This window comes from Allobacillus saliphilus, assembly GCF_018138385.1.
Classification (GTDB): domain Bacteria; phylum Bacillota; class Bacilli; order Bacillales; family Alkalibacillaceae; genus Allobacillus; species Allobacillus saliphilus.
Genome location: NZ_JAGSIE010000009.1, coordinates 119168 through 143487 on the forward strand (window position 1 = coordinate 119168; position 24320 = coordinate 143487).

The 24320-nt window shown below is 37.4% G+C and carries 26 protein-coding genes; 2 read left to right on the forward strand and 24 right to left on the reverse strand.

Annotated elements, in window-relative coordinates:
- Positions 1-33: 33 nt before the first annotated feature.
- From KC820_RS03775 to KC820_RS03845, 15 genes are all read right to left on the reverse strand, one after another.
- Entirely contained in the window at positions 34-615 is a 582-nt protein-coding gene (locus KC820_RS03775; RefSeq protein ID WP_212368249.1) for a lysophospholipid acyltransferase family protein, read from the reverse strand.
- A complete protein-coding gene (gene cmk / locus KC820_RS03780; protein ID WP_212368251.1) occupies positions 615-1295 on the reverse strand; it encodes a (d)CMP kinase in 681 nt (226 codons plus the stop codon). The genes KC820_RS03775 and cmk overlap by 1 nt, the downstream gene beginning before the upstream one ends.
- On the reverse strand, positions 1292-1981 hold the full coding sequence (locus KC820_RS03785) for a flagellar brake protein (RefSeq protein WP_212368253.1): 690 nt from the start codon (positions 1979-1981) through the stop codon (positions 1292-1294). Before KC820_RS03785 ends, cmk begins: the two co-directional genes overlap by 4 nt.
- Before the next feature lie 90 nt (positions 1982-2071).
- Positions 2072-3412 (reverse strand): germination protein YpeB, encoded by a 1341-nt coding sequence (gene ypeB / locus KC820_RS03790; RefSeq protein WP_212368255.1) that lies wholly within the window; start codon positions 3410-3412, stop codon positions 2072-2074.
- Positions 3413-3428: 16 nt separating this feature from the next.
- Positions 3429-4181: a spore cortex-lytic enzyme gene (gene sleB, locus KC820_RS03795; protein ID WP_377862720.1), complete on the reverse strand. Its 753-nt coding sequence runs from the start codon at positions 4179-4181 to the stop codon at positions 3429-3431.
- A 250-nt stretch (positions 4182-4431) separates the two neighbouring features.
- On the reverse strand, positions 4432-5391 hold the full coding sequence (locus KC820_RS03800; protein WP_212368367.1) for an asparaginase: 960 nt from the start codon (positions 5389-5391) through the stop codon (positions 4432-4434).
- Positions 5392-5403: 12 nt separating this feature from the next.
- Positions 5404-6384: a YpdA family putative bacillithiol disulfide reductase gene (locus KC820_RS03805; protein ID WP_212368259.1), complete on the reverse strand. Its 981-nt coding sequence runs from the start codon at positions 6382-6384 to the stop codon at positions 5404-5406.
- Between the two features lie 171 nt (positions 6385-6555).
- Positions 6556-7818, reverse strand: coding sequence for a Glu/Leu/Phe/Val family dehydrogenase (locus tag KC820_RS03810; RefSeq protein WP_144087341.1), 1263 nt, complete (start codon positions 7816-7818; stop codon positions 6556-6558).
- A 107-nt stretch (positions 7819-7925) separates the two neighbouring features.
- The gene (locus KC820_RS03815; RefSeq protein ID WP_212368261.1) at positions 7926-8858 is read right to left on the reverse strand and encodes a D-alanine--D-alanine ligase family protein; all 933 of its coding nucleotides are present in this window, start codon (positions 8856-8858) and stop codon (positions 7926-7928) included.
- Positions 8859-8879: 21 nt separating this feature from the next.
- Positions 8880-9452 carry a genetic competence negative regulator gene (locus tag KC820_RS03820; protein WP_212368263.1) on the reverse strand — a complete coding sequence of 191 codons (573 nt, stop codon included), beginning with the start codon at positions 9450-9452 and terminating at the stop codon, positions 8880-8882.
- 175 nt (positions 9453-9627) lie between these two features.
- Entirely contained in the window at positions 9628-10263 is a 636-nt protein-coding gene (locus KC820_RS03825; RefSeq protein ID WP_212368266.1) for a CBS domain-containing protein, read from the reverse strand.
- Between the two features lie 247 nt (positions 10264-10510).
- Positions 10511-10744: a hypothetical protein gene (locus KC820_RS03830; RefSeq protein WP_212368268.1), complete on the reverse strand. Its 234-nt coding sequence runs from the start codon at positions 10742-10744 to the stop codon at positions 10511-10513.
- A gap of 6 nt (positions 10745-10750) precedes the next feature.
- Positions 10751-11335, reverse strand: a complete 585-nt coding sequence (locus KC820_RS03835; RefSeq protein WP_212368270.1) for a CPBP family intramembrane glutamic endopeptidase — start codon at positions 11333-11335, stop codon at positions 10751-10753.
- A 4-nt stretch (positions 11336-11339) separates the two neighbouring features.
- The gene (locus tag KC820_RS03840) at positions 11340-12809 is read right to left on the reverse strand and encodes a RecQ family ATP-dependent DNA helicase (RefSeq protein ID WP_212368271.1); all 1470 of its coding nucleotides are present in this window, start codon (positions 12807-12809) and stop codon (positions 11340-11342) included.
- A gap of 5 nt (positions 12810-12814) precedes the next feature.
- Positions 12815-13855 (reverse strand): YpbB family protein, encoded by a 1041-nt coding sequence (locus KC820_RS03845; RefSeq protein WP_212368273.1) that lies wholly within the window; start codon positions 13853-13855, stop codon positions 12815-12817.
- 144 nt (positions 13856-13999) lie between these two features.
- Between KC820_RS03845 and KC820_RS03850 the strand changes: the two genes are divergently transcribed.
- Positions 14000-14251: a ferredoxin gene (locus KC820_RS03850; RefSeq protein WP_212368275.1), complete on the forward strand. Its 252-nt coding sequence runs from the start codon at positions 14000-14002 to the stop codon at positions 14249-14251.
- 77 nt (positions 14252-14328) lie between these two features.
- Positions 14329-14817 carry an inorganic diphosphatase gene (locus tag KC820_RS03855; protein ID WP_212368277.1) on the forward strand — a complete coding sequence of 163 codons (489 nt, stop codon included), beginning with the start codon at positions 14329-14331 and terminating at the stop codon, positions 14815-14817.
- 52 nt (positions 14818-14869) lie between these two features.
- Here the strand turns inward: KC820_RS03855 and KC820_RS03860 are convergent, their stop codons facing one another.
- The 9 genes from KC820_RS03860 to KC820_RS03900 all read right to left on the reverse strand — a co-directional run bounded on the left by KC820_RS03860 (position 14870) and on the right by KC820_RS03900 (position 24145).
- The gene (locus tag KC820_RS03860) at positions 14870-15436 is read right to left on the reverse strand and encodes a DUF4256 domain-containing protein (RefSeq protein WP_212368279.1); all 567 of its coding nucleotides are present in this window, start codon (positions 15434-15436) and stop codon (positions 14870-14872) included.
- 50 nt (positions 15437-15486) lie between these two features.
- The gene (locus KC820_RS03865) at positions 15487-16719 is read right to left on the reverse strand and encodes a hypothetical protein (RefSeq protein ID WP_212368281.1); all 1233 of its coding nucleotides are present in this window, start codon (positions 16717-16719) and stop codon (positions 15487-15489) included.
- Complete coding sequence (sigX, locus tag KC820_RS03870) at positions 16716-17246, reverse strand: RNA polymerase sigma factor SigX (protein WP_212368284.1); 531 nt, start codon at positions 17244-17246, stop codon at positions 16716-16718. The genes KC820_RS03865 and sigX overlap by 4 nt, the downstream gene beginning before the upstream one ends.
- Before the next feature lie 146 nt (positions 17247-17392).
- Positions 17393-19168: an ATP-binding protein gene (locus tag KC820_RS03875; RefSeq protein WP_212368286.1), complete on the reverse strand. Its 1776-nt coding sequence runs from the start codon at positions 19166-19168 to the stop codon at positions 17393-17395.
- Entirely contained in the window at positions 19168-19884 is a 717-nt protein-coding gene (locus KC820_RS03880; RefSeq protein ID WP_212368288.1) for a response regulator transcription factor, read from the reverse strand. The genes KC820_RS03875 and KC820_RS03880 overlap by 1 nt, the downstream gene beginning before the upstream one ends.
- 28 nt (positions 19885-19912) lie before the next feature.
- The gene (ccsB, locus tag KC820_RS03885; RefSeq protein WP_212368289.1) at positions 19913-21100 is read right to left on the reverse strand and encodes a c-type cytochrome biogenesis protein CcsB; all 1188 of its coding nucleotides are present in this window, start codon (positions 21098-21100) and stop codon (positions 19913-19915) included.
- Positions 21101-21125: 25 nt separating this feature from the next.
- On the reverse strand, positions 21126-22757 hold the full coding sequence (gene resB, locus KC820_RS03890) for a cytochrome c biogenesis protein ResB (protein WP_236782502.1): 1632 nt from the start codon (positions 22755-22757) through the stop codon (positions 21126-21128).
- A gap of 30 nt (positions 22758-22787) precedes the next feature.
- Complete coding sequence (gene resA / locus KC820_RS03895) at positions 22788-23327, reverse strand: thiol-disulfide oxidoreductase ResA (protein ID WP_212368291.1); 540 nt, start codon at positions 23325-23327, stop codon at positions 22788-22790.
- Positions 23328-23395: 68 nt separating this feature from the next.
- Positions 23396-24145: a pseudouridine synthase gene (locus KC820_RS03900; RefSeq protein WP_212368293.1), complete on the reverse strand. Its 750-nt coding sequence runs from the start codon at positions 24143-24145 to the stop codon at positions 23396-23398.
- Positions 24146-24320: the final 175 nt, after the last annotated feature.

A 24320-nucleotide genomic window follows, 5' to 3' on the forward strand; every position in this document is an offset into this window, starting at 1 on the left:
TCTTCAATAAATTTAACTAAATAAATCATAACATCATTTTCTATATTCATCTAATAATCGCTTTATATTTTCCATAATTTCATCGGTGACTTCCTGAGCAGATGGTTTATCTTTTTTCAATGATTCGAACTCTATTGGTTTACCATAAATAACCGTCAACGGTTTAGACCGTTCATATTTCCCGATGATTGCACAAGGAATGACTGTAGCATTCGATCGCATAGCGAAAAAACCAGCACCAGCAAGGCCTCTTTTCACCTGACCAGTTTTACTCCGAGTGCCCTCTGGAAACAGTCCTAATACATTCCCTTCCTCCAGAAGTTTCAAACCTTTTCGCAAAGCATTCCGATCACGCATACCGCGTTTAACCGGAAATGCATTGACATTTCTTAAAATAAACCCAATACCTTTTTTCTCAAACAGCTCTTCTTTCGCCATAAAATGAATTGTTCTTGGCGAGGTAATGCCGACTGTAGGTGGATCATAGTTTGAGATGTGATTAGAGCAAATAATTACAGGACCATCCTTGGGTATGTTTTCTTTTCCAATGACTTTAATTTTAAATAACACTTTAAATAGGACAGAAACGAGAAATTTACCTAATGGATATAACATTACGCTTTCCCTTCCTCATTTTCTTTTTGAGTGACTATTGAAAGAATCTTGTCTTTCACTTCATCTATGCTCATAGAAGTCGTATCCAATTCTATGGCATCGTCCGCTTTTATTAATGGTGAAACTTCGCGTTCTGAATCCAATTGATCTCGTTTGCGAATTTCATCTTTGAGCGTTTCTAAGTCTGATTCAAATCCGTTTTCCACATTCTCTTTATGGCGACGTTCTGCTCTTTCAATAACGGAAGCAATCAAAAAGATTTTTACTTCTGCATTTGGAAGAACGTGCGTACCTATATCTCTTCCATCCATAACGACATTACCTTCTTCGGCTAATTGTTGTTGCATCGCAACCAATCTCTCACGAATTAAGCGATGTTTTGCAACAATTGAGACGTTATTGGTCACGTCTTTATCTCGAATTTCCTTTGAAACATTGATTCCATTTACATACACTTCTTGCTGTCCATCTGTTCCGGCTTGGAATGTAATTGAAGTATCATTCGCCAATTCCACTAATTCATGTTCTTTTTCTAAGTTAACAGAAGCTTTTAACGCAGCTAATGTCATTGCGCGATACATGGCTCCTGTATCTATGTATAAATAACCTAGCTCTTTTGCCAATAATTTGGCTACGGTGCTTTTTCCTGCTGCAGCAGGCCCATCAATTGCGATTCTCATATGCGTTTCCTCCTGGAATTTTGGTTGTTACTTAATTTCCTTCGTTCTTCTAATTGTTTTTCGAAAATGAATTTAATAATTTTCTCCCGATTATTTGGTTGGATATCAGTAAAATTAATAGACATGCGGGGTTCAGCATGCTTTTGATCTAAAAAGTTTCGTACGACTTTCCCTGGACTTTCGATATATTCATATTTGTCAGAGCTAAAAGGTAATACAATCATTAAGCGGACAGTTTCATCTGGTTTGAAACGGTCTTGTGAATCAGTCACTACCGCTAAACCACCGCCACTGATATCGACAGATCTTGTTATTAAAGGAGCTTTCTCTTCCTCTAAAGAGTATACTGCAACATCTAGTACATTATCTACACGAACGTATTGTCTGCGTTGAATTTTTTTAATTTCTGTCGAATGAGGTATACGAATATAAAGAACAGGGATTTTTTTTATTTTTTTCCTACCTAAAATTTCTGAAGAAAATTTATAGACCACATTATTGGAACCAACGACTGATATATCCGCAAGTTGCCCATCGGCTACGTAAGTTGTTGTTCCCTTACGTTGGTGCGAAGGATATGTAAGATATAAATAATTTCGATCGAATTCCATAATTTTGCTTGTATGTTGCTCTTTGTTACCATTTTGATCCATTTCTAACGTGACTCGCATACCTATTGTAAACACGTCACCATTCCCCTTCGTGAGTAGATATACTTATTATTACAAAAAAAACGAAAAAGGAAAAGACATCTTTTTGTCTTTCCCTTTTTCAAGTTAAGAGGATTCAAATATTTGCTCACTATTCTTCAAGCGTTCAACACCTTCTTCAAATCCATCATCTGCATTAATATACACTTTGTAAGTTGAATCATTTGCTTGTCCAATGAATTCATAAGTCAATACTTCATCACCTAAGTCATTTTTAATAACTGCCAACTTTGATACCTCGACTTCGAGTGCAGGATTGACTAACTCTTTCGCTTCTTCTTCTGTTAAGTTTTGTTCATAGTTAACGTCGTCTCTAGAATAATGGTTCACTAAATAATCTCGAGCTGATAATGCGGTAATTTCACCATTATCCAAAGCTACTTTTACTTGAATACGATCTGGCTGATAGTAAACATCATCATCCGTACGAACAAACGTGTAGACTCCGATTTTTTCATATTGCATCGATTCGGTCGGCTCCATATTTTCAAAACCGAGTTCTTTCAAATGTTCAGCTGCCTGGTTCATTCCATCATGTAAACTGATTTCACGATCTTGGATATCACGGTTTAAAATAAAGGAAACAACTTGACCACCTTGTTGTGTAATTTCTGCATAGCCTCGGTGTGTGTCATTTTCAAAGGAAAAATAGTAGACAGGAAGGTCTGTCCCTTCCATTGATTCCGATACATTTAGCTCTAAAGACTCATCTAAGTCAAAATGTTTGCGAATAAACTGACTGGCTTCTTCTTCTGTAATTGGTTCTCCTTCCAGCTTAAGCTCTTTCTCATCTTCTGCTGTCGCTGTCAATCCAAATTGACTCCCTGCTTCTATATAACTCTCTGCGTTCGTTTCAACAGTTTGAAACCCATCGATAATTGTATTATCACCAGGCTCATTCGTTGCTAGGGCCATTTCAACATCCATCCAACGCAATCCTTCATTCAAAACTTCATGTTGAACTCGTCTCAAGTCTCTTTTGACCTCATTTGATTGTTCATATAGTTCAGCCAAATAATCTAATTCTTTCTGTTCTAGGGGATCATCATCAAGTTTACGTACGGCTACCCGATATGAATATTCACCGATATTATTTAAAAACTCCTGGGTTTTATTAAATGGCAACAGAGATAGTGGTAACATGCCGACATCACTATGTGCTTCTGAAGTGATTTTCCAAATATCAGCCATCTGTGGCGAAAGCCTTTCTGGCGTATTTGTAGCCATAACGGTACTAATCTTATCATTCAATAAATCAATGCGATAAGTTAAATCATGAAAAGCTCGTTGATATCCGTTCTCCGCATGGACAAGAACTGCATCCTTATCTTGGTGCTCTTGATACCCCCATATTCCAATGCCGAGCAACAAAACGCTTAATACTGCGATTGTTATCCATCGAACCAATGTTCACACCTCCATTTTAATTACAAAAAATATGTTTCCCGATTCGTTTAATCTGAGGTCTTCCCCATATCCAATCCGAAGTGGCAGTATCCGGATTAAAATAATAGGTTGCTCCACCTGAAGGGTCCCAACCATTAATGGCATCGAGAACAGCTTCTTTTGCTGTTTCATTCGGCTCCATATAAATTTGTCCATCCGCGACTGCAGTAAAAGCTAGGGGTTCAAAAACGACTCCAGAAATCGTATCAGGAAATGTCGAGCTTTCGATTCTGTTTAAGATAACAGCAGCAACAGCGACCTGTCCCTCATATGGTTCTCCTCTTGCTTCACCATACACAGCTTGTGCCATAAGACGGATATCATTTTGTGAGAAGCCTTTTGGTACGTTTACAGCGGTAGGCGTTGGAGTACTAGACTCTTCGTTAGTCGTTTGTTGTTCTCCACCTCGATCTTGACCTCCATAATGTGTGAATTTCTTCCCTTTATTTCTTTGTTCTTGTACATAACTTTGATCGTATTCTGTCGCTCGTTCAAGAGCTCGCTTCGTCTTTTCACCAACAAACCCATCTACTTTAATGCCGAATTCGTATTGAAAATTACGGGTTGCCCAATAGGTTCTCCACCCAAAAACACCATCAATATCGCCGTTGTAAAAGCCAATATACTGAAGTCTAGCTTGTAATTCGATGACATCTTCACCAACAGCCCCTTGTTGTATGACTTGGTTGGTAAACGCTTCTGCAGGCTTGGAAGGTCCTAAAAAAGACATGCCTACAACAACTAATAAAGGCAAAATCATCAACTTGAACTTTTTTTGATTCATCGATTAACCTCCTCGATTCATTGTGACTTTCCATATTTTCCGCCTGAGTCCGAAATTTATGCGATAGAAGCACAAAAAACTGAGAACCAGAGAAAAATATTCTCCAATTCTCAGTTTTTTCAACTAAGGTAATACATAGATCATACTGGTTTATTGTTACGCAGCTTGCTATTCAGGGGTTATAATTCATAGCTAGTTAAAAATACACGTTTTCTTTTGCGGCTAATTGAACGCTTAGTCGCACCCTCGCTTTTTTACTATCAAAATCGCGACCTAAAACTACTTGCTCATTATGTAAATTATGAGCACTCCCTGGATAGTCGTATGTTGGATAGACAGAACCTTCCTCTGAAGATGTCGTAATGACCACATAAATGCCTTGTTCAATGCAACGTTTGATTGCTGGCATCATGGAAGGTGTGACTTGCCCTCGACCTACCCCTTCAATAATAATTCCTTTACTTCCTGCATTTGCTAAAGCATCTAACACGACACCATCACTTTCAATATGACACTTCACAATGTCTACACGAGGCAAGGAACTTTTAACTTGATAATATTCTCGGTTGATCGGCTTTTGAAATAGATAAACATCATCATTATCAATGATGCCTAAATAGCCAAACCCAAATGCATTAAATCCTTGAATATTACTTGCGTGTTCCTTTTTCACATAGCGTGCTGAAAAAATGCGTTCATTGAAAACAACAACAGTACCGCAATTTCTCAAGTCTGGGTGACTGGCAGAATAGATAGCGTGGCGTAAGTTAATGTATACATCACTACCTAAATCAGCAATTGAACGTTGAGAGCCTGTTACGACAACTGGACGCTCATCAGCGATAGTCAAATCAAAAAAATATGCCGTCTCTTCCAATGTATCTGTCCCATGCGTGACAACCACTCCATCCACATCAGGGTTTTCAAAGTGTTTTTCAATTCTATCTTTAAGTAGAATCCAATCATCGCCAGTCAAGTGAATGCTAGGCTTTTGAATAGCTGAGTCTATTTCTACATCAATGCCTTTTGGTAAGTCACATAATTCTGCAAGTTCTTCACCAGACATTGCACCCGAATCTAATTTTCCACTTGATTCTTTCGGTTTGCTCGCAATTGTTCCTCCTGTAGTGATTAATACGACTTTTTTCAAATGAATCACCTACCGTTCTTATTGCCTATTTTTGTGTTGTATATCCTCAGCGATTAAGCCACCGTGATATCGACCGTTTTCAATAAAAATTTTATTATTGTTATACCCAGCAGCCACTACCCCTGCAACATAGAGATTTTCAACATTTGTCTCCATTGTATTTGGATTATAGATTGGACAAGCAGACTGATCGAGCTCAATTCCACTTTTTTTCAAGAAAGGTTGATCTGGTTGATAGCCTGTCATAGCAAATACATAATCAGCCTTCACAGAATGTTCTTCGTCATTTTTGACGTATACTACATGAGATTTAGTAATTTCTTTTGGGATGGAATTAAAATGGATAAATGCTTTCTCATTTCGCATTAACGAGTCAAATAGTGGTAAAATCCATGGCTTAACACTTGTTGAATAATCAGAACCACGGTAAAGAACAGTTACTTCCGCTCCCGCTTTTTCTAACTCTAATGTTGCGTCTACTGCTGAATTTTTTCCACCAATGACGACAACTTTTTTATTGAAAAAAGGATGTGCTTCTTTGAAATAATGGGAAACATGAGGTAAATGCTCTCCCTTAATTCCCATATAATTCGGCTGTCCGTAATACCCAGTAGCCATCACCACAAATTCAGCTTGATATACTTTTTCAGTTCCCTTATGATCAACTGACTGTATTTGAAAATAATCCGTATTTTTCTGTACGTGTTGCACTTCCTCAAAGGTATTAATCCGCAGCCCTGTTCGTGTAGCGACAGTTCGATAATAATTCAACGCTTCATTTCGCACCGGTTTTTGTCTCTCAGAAACAAAAGGAATTTGTCCGATCTCCAATCGTTCACTTGAACTAAAGAACATTTGGTGTGTGGGATAATTATATATTGCATCTACCACACTTCCTTTCTCGATGATGAGCGAATCAATTCCGATATTTTTTAATTCAATAGCTGCTGATAAACCACATGGGCCAGCGCCAATAATAATGACTTTTTCCTTTTTCATCCTTTTACACTCCTGTTTGTTAAAAACCATCTATATAATGTGTGATTAAAAATTCCTACCAAATTAATGATAGGAGAAGAAGTACATATAATCAATGAATTAAACATTATTTATAAAGACAATAAAAAGCCAATGAACGCATATACCATCCATTGGCGATTAAATAATGTATTAAATCCAACCTCTATATCTTGCAGCCTCTGTCGCTCTTCGTACACCAACCATATATGCTGCTAAACGCATATCGATTTGGCGGTTTTGTGATGTCGTATACACATTATTGAATGAACGAACAAGGACTTCACGAAGTTTCTCTTGAACTTCTTCTTCTTTCCAGTAGTAACCTTGGTTATTCTGTACCCATTCAAAGTAAGATACAGTAACCCCACCAGAGGAAGCAAGTACGTCTGGCACTAGTAAGATTCCTCGTTCTGTTAAAATTTTAGTCGCCTCTAACGTTGTTGGACCATTCGCTGCTTCTACAACAATATCCGCTTTAATTTTGTGAGCATTTTCTTCTGTAATTTGATTTTGAACTGCAGCTGGAACTAAAATGTCCGTATCTAGTTCAAGCATTTCTTGGTTTGTAATCGTATCGTCAAAAAGATTGGTTACTGTACCAAAGCTATCTCTTCTATCTAACAGATAGTCTATATCTAATCCGTCTGGATCGTGCAAAGCTCCTTCAGCATCAGAAATAGCAATAACTTTTGCACCCATATCGTGCATAAATTTAGCCAAGAAACTACCTGCGTTTCCGAAGCCTTGTACAATAACTCTTGCTCCTTTAACGTCAATTCCTCGTTTTTTGGCAGCTTCTTCAATACAAATCGTAACACCTTTAGCTGTAGCAGATTCTCTACCGTGAGAACCACCAAGAACGATCGGTTTTCCAGTAATGAATCCAGGACTGTTGAATTCATCAATACGGCTGTATTCATCCATCATCCAAGCCATAATCTGTGAGTTTGTGAAAACATCAGGTGCTGGAATATCCTTTGTCGGTCCAACTACCTGTGAGAGTGCACGGACATATCCCCGACTCAATGCCTCTAATTCACGAAAAGACATTTCTCTTGGATCACAAATAATTCCGCCTTTACCTCCACCATATGGAAGGTCGACAATTCCAGATTTTAACGTCATCCAAATGGATAATGCGCTAACTTCCTTCTCTGTTACATTCGGGTGGAAACGTACGCCACCTTTTGTCGGACCAATAGCATCATTATGTTGTGCTCGATATCCTGTAAATACTTTTGTTTTTCCATCATCCATCCGTACAGGAATCCGAACAGTAATCATCCGCATTGGCTCTTTCATCAACTCAAAAGCTTCGTTCGGATAGCCTAATTTATCTAAAGCTTCCTTAATCACTTCTTGGGTGGATAATAAAATATCATTTTTGGAATCTGCTGAATTCTCGGCTACCATTCATTTACCTCCTAAATTAAGCAACCTATATAAATCATTAAACAGGCTTTCAATGATTAGTATACATCCAATATAACTTTATGCAACCATAATTTGTGAGATTTTTATCAATAATTCTTCATAGCTAAACCAATTAATTTATCCAACATTTGCTCATAATTTAAGCCAATTGCTGATGCTGCATCTGGATACAAACTTGTCGGTGTCATACCAGGTAACGTATTGACCTCCAAAATGATTGGTTCTTCTTGATTATTCAATATAAAATCTACACGCGAATAGGATTCGCAACCTAATGCTTGGTGTGCCTTTACAGCCAAGGTTTGTATTTTGTTTGTCAACGGTTCAGCGATTTTTGCTGGTACGATATGTTCGCTACCACCTTCACTGTATTTTGCTTCATAATCATAATATTTATTTTTAGGAATGATTTCAATGATCGGTAAAGCTTCTTCTTCACCTTGATTGCCGAAAACAGATACCGTCAATTCTCTACCTTCAACAAAATCTTCAACAATCAACTGATCATCATGTGAAAAAGCGAGCTGAATGGCTTCTTCTACTTCGTCTTGTTGATGGACGAAAGTTAACCCTAGTGTCGAACCTTCTTGATTCGGTTTAATGACAAACGGATAGTCAAACGTGTCAATCACTTGTTCGTAGATTTCTTTGACATCCATTTTTTTGTTGAATGTTTGACTACGTGCAATCGGCAAACCTTCGTTAGCAAAAATTTGCTTGGCCCGGGATTTATCCATCGCCAAAGAGGAAGCAAGAACCCCCGAGCCGAGATATGGGAGCCCCAACAATTCTAAAAATCCTTGAACCCTTCCATCTTCTCCTTGTTTTCCGTGTAGTCCGATTAATACGAAGTCTGCATCTTCTAATTCACTAATATGTTGAGTAAGTTTGGCGGGATTAAAATCAATCGCAATCACATCGTGTCCTAAATGGCGAAGTGCTTTGATCATCCCTTCGCCGGTTGATAAGGATACTTCTCTCTCTTTAGATGTCCCGCCATATAAAACCGCTATTTTCATCTTGTCACCCTTTATACAAATTTAAAAATACTTTTGAATTGTTTCAAAGGCATTTTGTTCAACAATACATTTTCCATATTCATTTAGTACATAAGAGGTCATTGTCGATGGAGAAGAAAATTCTGATACCATCGAAATGATTTCTTCCTGGGATTGATCATTCAGTTCTTCATCATGTATTTTAACGTAATAATAGCCTTCGTAATGATAAAGAGATGCTTGAAGTTCAGTTAACTTTTTAAACGAACCAGCTGCTTGGATGACATCTTCAAAATCATCGAATACAAACATCAATTCTTTACTTTCATCCATAGTTACCTTCAACTCGATAAAATCCTCATTTGACATTCCTTCACTGTTCTGAGTAACTACTATTACCATACCTTGAGCTTGCAACATATAAACCTGAACGACTAATTTTCCATCCAGTTCAATTCCGAGCTCATCACATGCTTCATACAACATATCTTGAAAAAGCTCGTTAGCTTTTGGTAAGTTGTTCCACAATTCTTCTTTAGAGTATCCGCGTTCTTTTAAATCATTATATGTCAAAAAAATTTTGAATTGGTTAACGCTTAATCTCTCTAAACGCACGTAACCACCCCCAAAAGTATTTTATACTACTATATGATTTCATCCAACAAATAAAGCCTGGTCAAAATCAAAAAGTCTTAATTCTCCATTTTAAAGCATCCAACTGATATTAAAAAGAGTTAATTCGAATTTATGTATAAAACGGACCCCAGTCATGCAACTGGAGTCACTTTCATTAAAGCTCTTTCACGTCCAATATTCTAAAACCATTCTTTTCGAGTTCGTCGATAAACTTCTGGCTGTTTTCTTGTGTATCGATTTTAAGGACGATCCTCCTTGCTAATTTACCTGTTTCATCGAAGGTAGTCAATGAAATCACATTTACTTGGTGAGAGCGAATGACATTTGTCAATCTATATAAGACACCTTCTTGCTCAGTTGTTGAGAACGTTATCCGTGTGCCTCGTTTCTTCATACCAAAAACACTTTCGAATTGTTCGATCACATCGTATCTCGTGACGATACCTAAAAATGTTTTGTCATGATCGATCACTGCAATAATCGGCGCACCTTTTAACGTGGTGAAGGCACTCTCAAACACCTCATCTTTATACACATAGATGTTTTCATTACTTAACACTTCGTTAACACGATGATTTTCTAGAAACAATTGTTTGTTCTCTTCAACGACCTCAAAATAGTATTCATAAATGCGTTGCTTCGTAATCATACCTTTATATTTCCCTTGTTCGACGACAGGCATTCCTTCAATATCATATTTATCGAACGTATCCAATACTTCTTGCAGTGATTCTTCGCCTTCTGCAAAATGACATTCACTCTTCGGCATCATCACACTACGAACAAACACAAACATTCCCCCTTTTTCGACTATTATGATATTATTCAACAACTAATAGAAAGAGTCCTTCTTTCTCTTTAATTACTTCAATAAAAAGTCATGCTCTTTTGTCCTTCCGGCTAAGTTATAATAGATGAATTTCGTTTATTGAACATTAGTGATTAGGCAGTTTGGAGGGATTGTTTCATTGAGTGTTACTCTTCACGATATTGCTTCCGTTATTGAGCAACACTCACTGCATAATGGCTCAAAAATTTTATAAATAGAGGAAAGGAATTGATAAAATCAATAAGATAAAGACAATAGCCATTCCATTCAAAAACAAGTGAGAGAAGAAAAACTCATTTTCTTTAAGTTCTTTTTGCTCTCTATGGTTTCTACGTGTTTTACGTTCACGACGACTTGGTATTGCTACTTCGTCCGTGATTTCACTTTTTTGTGTTGTGAGGATTTGCTTGTCTAATTCATCCGGCATTTTTAATTCTTGCATATCCAATCACCCCATTCGATATCGATAATATACACCTAATAAAAAGTCGATCCATATATGTGCTGCTATTGGCACCAACAAGTTACCGGTTATCTCATACATATAGCCAATTAGGAAGGACAAAAGGATGACAGAAACCAATAAAACAGGTTTACTTAAGTATCTAACGTGGACGAGAGCAAAAATAGTACTTGCTACTATATACCCAAATTCAGTATGAATAACGCCACGAAATAAAAATTCTTCAGAAACGCCTATGACAATCGCCAACAAAAATATTTGCCAAGCATTGAGTGAACGAAATATTTTTTCATTAACTCCACCATCATCCCAGTGTCTTTTTGGAACGAGCCGGATAAGGAGTATATCAATAAGAACAACAATTGTTCCTGGAATAAGACCATAAACAAAGATTTCTAACCAGTTTAACTGAAATAGTTCAACTATTTCATCCCAAGAAAATAGATAGAAACAAGCAATCATAGCTAAAAACAAAAATATTAATTGAGATACTATGACATTTAAGACGAGTTCTTTATCAGAGATTTCCCGAATTAATTCAGCTTGTGTTTTTCTTTTCTTTCTTCCCATTCACTCACCCTTTAATTAACAATTCACCAAGCATTGCTTCCCAATTATTTTTACGAGGCTTGTTTTTCTTTTGATAGGTTTCCGGTTTGTTTCGCCACTCCTCCAGGCGAAAATCACAGCAATCACAACATTCATACTGAGCATTTGAAACATCCTGCTGAAAATGAGAGAACAATCGAGCACGTCGGCACGCACCTGTTTTGATCCAGTCGACTAATTTGAATATACTCTGCTGTTTAATTTGCTCTCGGTCATTTCTGTACTGAATGACTCTCTGTACTTGCTCGTTTTGATCAGTTGTATGGTGTTGTTCTTTTTGTAATTCCAAAAAACGCAATTTCGTTTCATTCAAATAATCTTCTGGCTGTTTGTGAATATCTTCACTAAAAAATAAGTTTACTTCATTTTCTGTTGGTAGCTCGGTCTGTATAAGTTGAAACGGCAGGTATTCGTCTCCTGGTGCATACAATAGTATCGAAACACTTTGCTTGCCATCTCTCCCTGCTCTTCCAACTTCCTGAATAAACGATTCTATTGTTGAAGGCATATGGTAATGAATCACTAAACGTATGTTAGATTTATTAACACCCATACCAAATGCACTTGTACAGCAAATGATATCCAACTGATTATTCATAAACTGTTGCTGGATCAATAACCGTTCATCCTGCTCCATCCCTCCATGATAATACGCTACTTCACGCTCAGGAAATTTGTTTTGCAACAATCTATATATAGCTTCGCTAACCTTTCGTGATGAAAAATAGATCATTGTTGGTATATTCTTTTGTTCAATTAAATCAATTAATCGCTCGTCTTTATTGTTTGGCGTCACTTCATCGACTGAAAACGTTATATTTGGGCGATCGATCGGATAGACGAGCTGCTTCATAGGAAGCTCAAGTTGCTTGATTATATCTTGACGAATCGAAGGTGTCGCCGTGGCGCTTAATGCTAGTACAGTCGGATTGTTCAATTTCTTAATGACATCTTTGAGCCGTAAGAAGTCTGGCCGAAACTCGTGTCCCCATTGGCTAATACAATGTGCTTCATCAATGACAAAGTAATCTATCGTTTTGTTTGATAAAGCAAGTTGTACTTGTTCTTGTTGAAGCATTTCTGGTGAACAGTAAAGTAATTTGTAAGTGTCCAATCGATGAATGACAGCCGATTTTTGTTTCGCGTTCATCATACTATTTAAGCTCGCCACTCGCTTAATCCCTTGTGCCTTTAATAACTTGACTTGATCGACCATCAACGAAATTAAAGGGGATACAACAACAGTCATACCTTCACCGATTAAGGCTGGAAGCTGATAACAAATGGATTTACCACTGCCTGTTGGCAAAGTGGCCAATGTGTGATTTCCACTCCGAATCGATTCTATGATTTCTCGTTGGCCAACGCGAAATTGCTTAAAGCCAAATAGACTGATTAACGCTTGGTCGATGTCATTAGATATCGCTGAGTTCATTTGTATTACTCCTTATCATCATTCATGTTGGCAATAGCCAGGCGGATGTGAAAATAGTCGATTTCTTCTCTGAGCTGTTCTTTTATCGGTTTCAATTTCCTAGTTGATGTATTTTGTATGGCTTCCTGGATCTCGTCTAAATGTTGTTTGGAAATGAATGAATAGATGTTGAAGACCTTTTTATGTGTTGCAATTTCTACAAAGTGATCTTGTATTGTACTGATCTTCAACTGACGAATTAAAGCAATTTCTTCAAGCGTATGTCCAGCCTGATAAAAATCAAACGTTTCTTGCGCTGAAACGGTTAAGCGGTTCGTTTTTTTCAAAATCAACTTTGTGAGTAATGTATACTGTTCAGTTTGTTCTGTGATTGTGTCAAGAATGTTATGGATGGCAGCAACTGTCTGAAGATGTAAATCTTCTTTGTTACGATTCTCTTCAACAGCGATTTGTTGTTCACTCATGCCAACACGTGCATATCCAGAACACTGCTTAAGCAAAACAGTAGCAAGATGTTCATCAATCGTTGATAAAGCGGTATGTAATTCACCATATAGTTGTTCAGCAATCATGTCGAACTGCATGGAGTAATCTCGCAACACTTCTCTCACTCTCGATTGAATATATGGTTGATCTACGATTGGGATAAATTTGTTTTCTCCGTGAATGAGCATTGAAACCGTTTGAATTAACAGGATTAAACCTTGCTTGAACTCGCGGTCAATTTGATGATACTTATGACCTTTAATCTGATAATAGCTTTGAAAGTTCCTACCTCTCAAGATTTGGTTACCCTGTTCTGTCACTATTGCTTGGTCATTTTCCACTCGAACAAGTCGGTTCTCTGTCAATTCCCTTACATAGACATCAAAAGTGGGTTTTTTCAATTTTCGATCGATACCATAAAAATTTTCGATTTGAAAAAGGTATGCATCTTGCAAGGTTTGTGCTGATTTTTTACCCTTCAACAAGTGAAATACTGCATTGACTGATCGTTCATGTTCCAGTTTTTTGAATAAAAATAATAACAATTCTCGATAATGCATGGCGATCTCCCTACAATCAGTACTCTTTAATAAAGTCCTCGAAATATATCTAACGTTGTCTCTCCCTTTATTATAACAATTTATTGAATTAAATGGCGGCAAAAATTACAATGAAAGAATGAAACATTTTTTCGGAGGATGAATATGGCCAACTACACAATCGTCGACCAAGATACATGCATTGCTTGTGGTGCTTGTGGAGCAACGGCACCCGAAGTGTTCGATTATAATGATGACGGAGTCGCCTTCTCACTACTAGACGACAATAAAGGAAATAAACAAATACCCGGCGAATGGCTGGAAGACGTTGAAGACGCGTTTGAAGGATGTCCAACAGAATCGATTCGATTGGCGGAAGCCCCATTCGAAGGAGATCCAAATAAGTTTGAAGATTGATCGTGGCTTTATATAGCCTATATAAACAAATATTGTTATAATAAATAGGACTTTGTAGATTTAAGGAGGAAGAAAACATGGCAGAAACCAAAATTGTTGAAGTCTTTGTTGAGATTCCAACAGGAAGCCAAAACAAGTACGAATACGATCAAGAAAAAGGTGTATTCAAATTAGATCGCGTATTATTCTCACCACAATTTTATCCAGCTGAGTATGGATATATTGATGAAACATTAGCTTTAGATGATGATCCATTAGATGCATTAGTGCTAGTTACAAACCCTACATTCCCTGGTTGTGTCATTGACGCTCGAGTGATCGGGTTCTTAAACATGGTTGATGATGGTGAGGAAGATCAAAAAGTGCTAACTGTTCCTGTAGAAGACCCACGCTTTAAAGATGTTTATTCACTCGAAGATGTACCACAACATGTCCTTGATGAAATCTCTCATTTCTTTAAAACATATAAAGATCTACAAGGCAAGAAAACAGAAATCGGTGACTGGGAAGGCCCTGAAGCGGCAGCTAAATTAGTTGATGAGTGCACTGCGCGTTACCAAAAATAATAACATGAAAAAGAGCAGCCTTCTCGGCCGCTCTTTTTTCATATTGAATGGTTTAAACTCGAAGTATACCCCGAAATCCTCGTACGCCATAATATGAATCTGCGCCATTGTGATAGATGAAAACTTGTCCGTATCGATAATCTCCAAACAGAGCCCCTCCGAGGTTTCTGACAGTACCGGGTGTTTGAATCCAACTTGACGTTTTTGTATCAAATGGTTCAAGTTTTTGTAACTCACGATATTGTTCTTCGGTAAGCATTTCAATACCCATATCATTGGCCATATCGATTGCATTATTTTCTGGTTTATACTTCTTCCTTGCTTCTAATGCTTCTCGATCATAGCACACTTTTCTCCGGCCTTTAGGACTTTCCTTTGAGCAATCACAAAAAATATATTCGCCTGTTACTTCATCATAAGCAATAACGTCTGGCTCGCCCTCTGTCGACTCCATTTCATTGAGTGACCATAATTTCTCACGATTGTTTTTTAACTTAGGTTCCACATCTTTCCAGTTTAAGTTTTCATGTCGGTGACTATTTTTTTCAAAACGCTCTTTCAGAATGTCAAGTAGTTCATGCTGTTTCTCATTTGACAACTCTTTTTGATTCTTTTTCATTTCAGTTCCAACCCCTCTTTTCTTAATAAATAGTTGATCGCAAATATAATTTAATGGTGAGGATTAACATATGCAGGGACTTGAATTGGTTCACCAATTGGATACCCACCAATATGTTCAATTCCGTCCATCGAAAAGACTACTTCATTAAATCCGAAACTTTTCGCTGTTAACAACATTGTTTCAATTGCAATGATACGACTTTGTTCGGTCTCTTCAGCCACATTTTCGATTGTAAGGTATAACCTGCCTTCTGTCTGATTGTCAACGTGAATCTCCCAGTCACTTGGTATGGAAGAAGTTGCCTCAGTATATTCGTCCTCTCGTTTCATTCGTTGAAATGCGTCCTCAATGGATATAGATTCTGTAGATTCTCCAGAAAAGTCAGGAGACTGTACATAATACGGTTCATCTATTTCAGTTAAATAAATGATTTTAAAAGGTTGTTTTTCTGTTGATTCCACTTCAAGCGGTTGGTCGATTTCTCCTGAATGTGAAAGAGAGACGTTTTCTCCATTGGTATTCACCAATTTGATCGTGTCCTCATTTAGCTCCGCAAAATAAGCATTAATTGTTTGTAACAGTAAGATTTCTATCGTTGAACCGCCAGGATATTCTTTTTGAAAACGATCCACGTCAATTTGAATGACTGGCATTCCGCTAGAATCAATCTCTTTAAAAGAAAGATATTCATAAAGATTATCATTTATTGGGAAATCATCTGGTATGACTTTTTGAGCATAATTGAAAGCTTCATATGGATCAGATCCTTGATGCTCAAAGGTAACGGGTATAAGTAATTGTAGTTGTTCATCCGGGAAGAAATAAGTAACTAAATTTTCATTTGTTTCATCATTAGCATGAACTACACGTGTGAATGATGCATCTTTACTTTCTTCCGTAGAATCTTCCTGATTAATTTCAGCACTTTCCATTGATTCCCCTCCTTGTGGTTCAACCGAACTTTCAGCTTGCTCATCATTCGCATATTGTTTCATATCTGTATTCGAGTTGAATTCACTTAGCTCCGCATCTGATCCCTCATCAAAAGTAGGTGCACCAATGGGAAGATATTTCGCAGACAACTGCATAACCAAAAACAAAGCCGCAACACTAGCTAATACCGGGTATAACTTTGTTTTCTTTTTACTCCGTCTTTTAGTTTGCTTGTAAAGTAATTCTTCATCAATGTTCTTATAATAATAATCACTTGATTGCTCATCTTTTATTTCGGGCATATGTCCAAGTAACTTTTCTATATCTTTTTCATCAAATTTACTCATCCGCTATGCCCTCCTTCTACTTCATTCATTCTTTTCGTCAAGAACTTAATGGCACGGTGTTGGGTGGTTTTTACTTTACTAACTGTCCAATTTAAGACTTCTGCAGTTTCTTGAATCGATAATTCCTGTATGTAACGCAAAATCACAACAACACGCTGATCTTCCGTACAGTCATCAAGACAGCGATAGAGCAACTGAATTTGTTCATTTTTTTCAGCGATTTCGTCTGGCAATGGTTGAACATCACCTATCTGATCATTATTTTCATGCCAATCATAGTAATCGGCTGATTGCTTTTTACGTCTTTCTTCTTTGCGAAAAAAATCAATGGTAACATGACGTGCAATTGAAAACATCCAAGTCTTCGGACTACTCTCACCTTTAAATGTTTCATAAGATTTGAAAACTTTAATATATACTTCTTGCACTAAATCCTCAGCTGTCGAACGATTTTTTACCATATAATAAATAAATTGATATAGATCTTGGTGATAACGGTCGTAGAGGTCCTGAAAGATGGATTTCATGCTCGCCCTCCATTCATATTATTTGTCGGATAAAAGATAAAAATAGTTACAACTTTAATCATTTTACCACAAAATAAATTGTCGGTTTCTTCATATATACATAATAAAACAGCCTGAGAGAGTAAAAATTTTCTCAGGCTGTTTCATCATGAATAATCTTTATGTGGGTTCTTCGGTAGAGTAATTGTAAACTTAGTACCTTCGTTAATATGACTTTGTACAGAAATTCGCCCTTTATGCGCTTCTACGATATGTTTAGCGATGGAAAGACCAAGACCCGTTCCTTTGACTTCTTTTTTCCTTGTCCGAGCTTTGTCACTTTTATAAAACCGTTCAAATATAAATGGTACGTCTTCTTCAGGAATGCCAGACCCTTCATCTTTTACGTAAATGACGAATTCATTTAATAGTTCATCGAGTGTAATTGTTATCGAATCACCGCTCGTTGAATGGCGGATGGCATTATCAATCAAGTTTGTTAATACTTGTTCCATTCGATCGGGATCTAAAAATACTAATTCTGTTTGATTATTTAAAGTAACATTAACGTGAATGTTTTGATCATCAGCAACCGTCCGGAACTTTTTCGCTACTCGATTGATAAAGCCGCTAATATCGACTTTCTCAATATTTAGTTGAATATGACCTGCTTCCATGCGAGCTAGATCTAGTAATTCGTTAACTAATCGACTCATGCGGAGTGATTCATCGTAAATAATCTGTGCCAGTTCACGTTTCTCTTCATTGGAAGCAGCGATGTCATCCACAATTGCTTCTGAATAGCCTTGCATTAAAGAAATTGGCGTTCGAAGTTCATGTGAGACGTTGGCTAAAAAGTCTTTACGGAGTTTATCCGTTTGCCTTTCTTCCGTCATATCTCTTAATATCGCTACAACCCCTCTAATGACTCCATTTGTATACAGCGGAGTCAGAAGTAAAACGTAGGTTCTGCCTTGAACAGAGATTTCTGAAATACTCTCTTGTTCTTCATTTAAAACATCTTCGAAATAACCTTTCAAGTCGGACGGCAATTTATTCATCGTATCATCAAATTGATAGCCTAATTGTTCCAAAACGGATTTTGCTGGTGGATTCATCACCATAATTTCACACTTTTTATTAATGGTGATGACACCGTCAGCCATTGATTTCAATATACTTGATAAATGAGATTTTTCTTGGTTCAACGCAGATATGTGGTCATTTAATTGACGGCGCATACGGTTAAATGAAATAGCCAGCTCACCAATCTCATCATGCGTTAACACAGGCACTTTTGTATAAAATTCACCACGTGAAAGTTCTCCTGCCGCTTTTCTCATTTTAATTAGCGGTGCAGTAATTCTTGTTGATAAGAAAAAGGCAAAAATTGTCGTTAAAATGATTGAAATTGATGCAGCAATCAAAATAATTCGAGTAGTTTTCGTAGTCGTTTCCTCAATCGCTTCAAGTGATTGATAAGCATAAATGGCACCCGTACTTCCCTCTAATTCGAAAGGAATCCCAACGACAACTATTTTTGCTTCTGAGTTGGATAAAGGTTCTATCTTCATGACTTCTTCTTTATTTGTTATTGTTTGGTTTAAATCTGTATTTGTTAAAAACCAAGTTGGATCTACCTCAGGTAATGGGTTTGTCTCAGAATTGTCATTCATCCAATACTCATGTTCACTATAAAAAATAGTTACACGAGTCGTCGGAGCGGTAACTTCATTGATTGTTTCAATCTCTAAACCGTCATTACCGTGACTTTCAATAAGTGTTGCTACACTTTCAGCTTGGTTCAACAAATTCTTTTCTGCTTCTTCAACGTAGTAATTCTCAAAGAATTCTAGTAGAAGTACAGTCAAGATGAATAAAACAAAGGCCACCATTAAAATAATGGTGAACCATAATTTGAACACTACACTACGCCAAAACATTATAAGTCTTTAACCTCGAATTTATATCCGACTCCCCAAACCGTTACAATCATCTTGGCAGCTTCTTCTGATACACGATTTAATTTCTCGCGCAGGCGTTTGACATGGGTATCTACTGTTCGTAGATCACCGAAGAACTCATATTCCCAAACTTCTTTTAACAACTCTTCGCGATCAAATACTTTATCTGGTGTTTTAGCTAAATAGTAAAGTAGCTCATATTCTTTCGGCGTTAAGTTAACTTCAGTGTCCTCTACCATCACTCGATGGGCATCTTTATCAATGCTCAAATGTGGGAACACTAAAACATCGTTTGTCTCAGGTGAAGTTTCCAAATACTTCGTGGCAGAAGAACGTCTTAATAGAGCTTTCACACGAAGAACGACTTCTCTAGGACTGAATGGTTTTACGATATAATCGTCTGCACCAACCTCAAAACCTTGCACACGATTTCCCTCTTCCCCTTTAGCCGTCAACATAATTACTGGAGTAGCTTTTCGCTCGCGAAGCTTTTCACATACCTCTTCGCCACTCATACCTGGTAGCATCAAATCCAATAAAATTAAATCATAATCGTTTTCTAATGCCATTTGGAGAGCACCCTCTCCATTTCCAACTTCTTCCAGCGTATAACCTTCACGAGATAGATAAAGGTTTAGAAGACGACGGATACGTTCTTCGTCTTCTACAATTAAAATTTTTCCTTCTTCAGACATTGCGCATTACCCCTTCTTCACCAATATTTTAAGCATAAGAATGTAAGCCGGAAATGACCAAGTTAATTACAATTAGATTAAACATGATAATTCCAAAGCCAATAACCGCAAGCCAAGCTGATTTTTTACCGTGCCAGCCGCGTGTAAGTCTTAGATGTAAGAAGGCTGCATAGAATAACCACGTAATAAGTGCCCAGACTTCTTTCGGATCCCACCCCCAGAAGCGACCCCATGCTTGTTGGGCCCAAATTGCCGCAAAAATCAATCCACCTAGTGTGAATAACGGGAATCCGATTGCTACGGCACGATAAATGATGTCGTCTACAATATCAGGGTTTACTTTTCCAAATTTATTCTGCAAGTATGCGCCTAGTCGTTTACGTGTTAACAATCGCAATAATCCATATAAAACAAGACCAGACAATAACGACCAGATTAAGGTGTTGAATTTACGTGCTGCCTCAGGCCCATTCATAAAACTTGGTGCCTCAATTCCAGTGTAGAAATGGCCGGTTGTTGCTAGTTCTGAGTCAGTTGGACCGATTAACGCAGGTAATGTATACGATATGTCGGTATAATCCTCATTCTCTGGTAAATTAAACACTGCCTCGTAATCGGCAGCACCGAATGAAAACGATAATATAACAAATGTTATAACTGAGACGACGAAGTACATAATCAATTCTAAATAAGATGTTTCTTTACTACGTACTTCTTGATTCACTTTCACGATTAAATACAACAACCCAGCCACAAAGCTTATTGATAAAATAGCTTGTGCCAATGCAACTGTCGTTACGTGAATGTATAGCCAGTTCGATTGTAACGAGTCAACTAATGGGGTGACTTCAGTTGGGAAGACGCTTCCGTATCCAATTAAAACGATCGCAATCGGTAGTGCCACAATCCCCATGATCGAATAGCGATAAATAAAATGAATTAATAAAAAGGCAAATATTAAACACATGCTGAAGAAATAGATGAATTCGAACATATTACTGACTGGAATATGTCCTGCTTCCATCCATCTAAAAATAAACGAACCGACCTGCGCAATGAAACCAATGATGGTTAATATGATCCCGATTGTTGTCAGTTTTGATTTTTGTCGCTCATCTCTTTTCTTACCTAAGATTGCACCAAAGAATACTACTGCAATCAAATAGATAAAAAAGGAAATAGATAATAGACTACTACTTATTTCATAAAAATCCATGAGAGGACCTCCTCTATTGAGTCAATTACTTCAATTCACTTTGGTCTTTAAATTCATTAAACTCAGTTCCTTCAAATATCTCGTCGAGTTCTTTCTTCATACCAAACCAGTTTTTATTGGTGTGAGAACCGACAAGGTACTCATTCTCTGCCGGATGAATCCAGATTCTGCGATGGTACCAATACAAACCTTGTACAACGCCGATCATAAAAATAATTGCCCCGACTAAGAAAAATGGTAAGGTATTATCTTTTTTAACCGTTAAACCGGAGGCTGAACGCTTATCAATATCGCTTACCGACATTGAAAATGTATTCTCTTCCGAAAGACCGATCACTTCCTCGGCTAAGTAAAAGAAGCGTTCGCCCTCTTCTTCGCCCTCTTTTAAAACTGAGAAGATAATCCCTGGATTTCTCGGAAACTTTGAAAATGATGACGGACCGTTATCAGTAAATTCTAACTGTGGATAGTAGTCGTCTACTCTCACTACTGTACCATCGTCCAATTCAACCTGATATGGTGCTTCATCTGTCTCAAATTTGAATTCACCAATCTCTTGGTCGTTCTCACCATTTACTTTGAATGAAATGCTATCATACTCACTCTCCATTTGGTTACCAGCCTGATAAAGTGAATAGCCATTGAAAGAGAGTGGTTCATTCACCCGAATTTCTCCACGTTTTATTTCTTCTAGTTCGGGTTCTTCGCCGATGACAGGATCTCCTACAACTTTATAGATGACTGCATCCGTTTGAAAGTCTTTTGGTATGGGTGCTTCATTTTTTTCCAATGCTTCGCGAAAACGTTCATCTTCATTCGGATCAAAGAAATCAAAGCTGAATTTTTCGTTTTTGACATAATACTCATGGCCTGTACCCGGAATAACTCGGGTTTCTCCTTCGCGTACCCATACGTAGTCATCCACATGCATGACATGAAACATACGTAGAATTGCAGCAACGAGAATAATGATTAAGCCTATATGGTTAACATAAGGCCCCCACCGTGAGAACCGATTTTTTTCAGCAAATAAATGTCCATCTTCTTCTTTAATCTTATATCTCTTTTTCTCTAGTCGCTCTTTAATCATTTGGTAGTTTTCATCTGAGAGCTTGTCTGCTGAACTCACAACTCTTTGTCGTTTGACGAATGTTGGATGACGTTTGATTTTTTGGTTTTTTAACGCACGTCTTAACGGTATGTAACGGTCAAGACTACAAATAACAAGTGATATACCAATTAAAGCTACTAAAATAATATACCACCATGAATCATACATATTATGAAAGCCTAGTTGGTAAAATATTTTACCCGTGATTCCATATTCTGTTTCATAAAACTGTGAAGCTGGTAATGGTGAGTTTTTAAATGGTTCTTGTGGATATATGGTACCTAACGCTGAAAAAATCAGCGTAATTACAATGAGCCACACACCGACTTTAACAGATGAAAAAAACGCCCATGTTTTATCTATAAATGTACGTTTATAGGTTTTTGAACGACGAGCACTTCCGTCATAACGCATTTCGAGAACCTTTTGATCGTCATTTCCATCAAGATGTTGGTTTCCTTGTATTGGTTTACCGCAAGCTTCACAAAGGACCGTACCTTCATGGTTAATATGTCCACATTCACATTTTATTGTGTTCACACTCATGTTTATCCCTCTTTAAGTCTACGTTTGATTTTAACTCGTTGGTTGAATTTCCTGTAAATACCCCTCTAATCGTTCCAATGTTAAAGCGCCCTTAACGACTCGCTCAATTGTCCCATCTGGATTGACAAAAAAGGATGTCGGCAATGGAACTATGTCGTATGCTTCCATTACTGTACCATTTTTGTCATGGACACTTGGAAAGGTTAAACCTAGTTTATTATAGAAATTATTAATGACAAACTCATTTGAATCAACACTGATGGCAACAATTTCAATCCCTTTATCTTTGTACTCTTTATAAAGTTCATCCATATAGGGCATTTCTTCTTTACATGGCTCACAATAAGTTGCCCAGAAGTTTAACATAACACCTTTTCCTTCGAGATCTTTCAGTTCAATAGTCTCCCCTTCAGCGTCCAATCGTTTCAGTTTAAAATTCGGTGCTTCATCTCCCTCAGCGACTACAGGTCGTTCTTTTGAGAAGTTTACATATAAAACACCAATTAATGTGAGGACCAGGACCGATAAGATAACCGTCCGAATGATCAATCTCTTTTTCTTTTTATGCACAGTATCTCACTCCTCTTCTGGGCCATTATATCACTAGTGTTGATATACCTTGATTTAACGTTTGAACATTATTTAACATTTTGTTGCGAGAGTGCGATCAGTTGCTTAACCTCATGTGGTGTAAGCTTTCTATACTCTCCTGTTGGCAGATTACCTAAACTCAAGTTACCAAATCGTTCGCGTCTCAACTTTTCCACTCGGTAACCAAGCGCTTCAAACATTCTACGCACTTGACGATTCTTACCTTGGTGTAGAGTGAGTTCGACAATACTCTTTCCATCCTTACTCTCTTTCCCTTTTTTAACATTACTATTTAAAATTCTTGCTTTAACGCATTTTAAGCGTTCACCTTGGTCGACAATTCCTTTTTTAAGTTTCGTAAGTTCTTCTTTTTCAATGAGTCCATTGATTTTCGCTACGTACACTTTATCCATTTGATATTTTGGATGTATGAGCCGCTGGGTGAATTCACCGTCGTTCGTAAGTAAAAGTAGCCCTGACGTATCGTAATCCAGCCGTCCAACAGGAAAAAGACGCTCTTCAATTTCTTCTGATAATAAATCAGTCACTACTTTCCTGTCTTTATCATCCGTCACAGCAGATATGACTCCTCGAGGCTTATGAAGCATATAATAAACAGGTTCTTCTTTTTCAAGCTCTACTTGATCTACTTCTACCCGATCTGATGATGAAACCTTTGTACCTAATTCTGTCACTGTTTTTCCATTCACTTTGACGCGGCCTTCTATAATGTAATTTTCAGCCTTACGTCTGGAAGTAACCCCACTTTTTGCGATCACTTTTTGTAGTCGCTCCATATCTATCTCACCTATTTTCTTCAATGTCTATGTGTATTTTAACATACGAGTATATTTACATACGACAAATAAGGGTTTTAATGTCGAATAGATCAAGTTTACCGTTTTTGAATTGGTTGTTAAGATGAAGAGATTTAAAACTTTTCGATAAATAGTTGGTTGAATATGCGACCAT

Bases quoted from the DNA above. Each gene is read 5' to 3' on its own strand.
- sigX (WP_212368284.1), bottom strand. From the start codon at position 17,246: ATGAAATCCATCTTTCAGGACCTCTACGACCGTTATCACCAAGATCTA.
- KC820_RS03835 (WP_212368270.1), bottom strand. From the start codon at position 11,335: ATGGGAAGAAAGAAAAGAAAAACACAAGCTGAATTAATTCGGGAAATC.
- KC820_RS03865 (WP_212368281.1), bottom strand. From the start codon at position 16,719: ATGAGTAAATTTGATGAAAAAGATATAGAAAAGTTACTTGGACATATG.
- KC820_RS03875 (WP_212368286.1), bottom strand. From the start codon at position 19,168: ATGTTTTGGCGTAGTGTAGTGTTCAAATTATGGTTCACCATTATTTTA.
- KC820_RS03805 (WP_212368259.1), bottom strand. From the start codon at position 6,384: ATGAAAAAGGAAAAAGTCATTATTATTGGCGCTGGCCCATGTGGTTTA.
- KC820_RS03845 (WP_212368273.1), bottom strand. From the start codon at position 13,855: ATGCATTATCGAGAATTGTTATTATTTTTATTCAAAAAACTGGAACAT.
- ccsB (WP_212368289.1), bottom strand. From the start codon at position 21,100: ATGGATTTTTATGAAATAAGTAGTAGTCTATTATCTATTTCCTTTTTT.
- KC820_RS03840 (WP_212368271.1), bottom strand. From the start codon at position 12,809: ATGAACTCAGCGATATCTAATGACATCGACCAAGCGTTAATCAGTCTA.
- resB (WP_236782502.1), bottom strand. From the start codon at position 22,757: ATGAGTGTGAACACAATAAAATGTGAATGTGGACATATTAACCATGAA.
- cmk (WP_212368251.1), bottom strand. From the start codon at position 1,295: ATGAGAATCGCAATTGATGGGCCTGCTGCAGCAGGAAAAAGCACCGTA.
- KC820_RS03900 (WP_212368293.1), bottom strand. From the start codon at position 24,145: ATGGAGCGACTACAAAAAGTGATCGCAAAAAGTGGGGTTACTTCCAGA.
- KC820_RS03815 (WP_212368261.1), bottom strand. From the start codon at position 8,858: ATGAAAATAGCGGTTTTATATGGCGGGACATCTAAAGAGAGAGAAGTA.
- KC820_RS03850 (WP_212368275.1), top strand. From the start codon at position 14,000: ATGGCCAACTACACAATCGTCGACCAAGATACATGCATTGCTTGTGGT.
- sleB (WP_377862720.1), bottom strand. From the start codon at position 4,181: ATGTCTTTTTTAGGACCTTCCAAGCCTGCAGAAGCGTTTACCAACCAA.
- KC820_RS03775 (WP_212368249.1), bottom strand. From the start codon at position 615: ATGTTATATCCATTAGGTAAATTTCTCGTTTCTGTCCTATTTAAAGTG.
- KC820_RS03880 (WP_212368288.1), bottom strand. From the start codon at position 19,884: ATGTCTGAAGAAGGAAAAATTTTAATTGTAGAAGACGAAGAACGTATC.
- KC820_RS03810 (WP_144087341.1), bottom strand. From the start codon at position 7,818: ATGGTAGCCGAGAATTCAGCAGATTCCAAAAATGATATTTTATTATCC.
- KC820_RS03830 (WP_212368268.1), bottom strand. From the start codon at position 10,744: ATGCAAGAATTAAAAATGCCGGATGAATTAGACAAGCAAATCCTCACA.
- KC820_RS03860 (WP_212368279.1), bottom strand. From the start codon at position 15,436: ATGAAAAAGAATCAAAAAGAGTTGTCAAATGAGAAACAGCATGAACTA.
- KC820_RS03855 (WP_212368277.1), top strand. From the start codon at position 14,329: ATGGCAGAAACCAAAATTGTTGAAGTCTTTGTTGAGATTCCAACAGGA.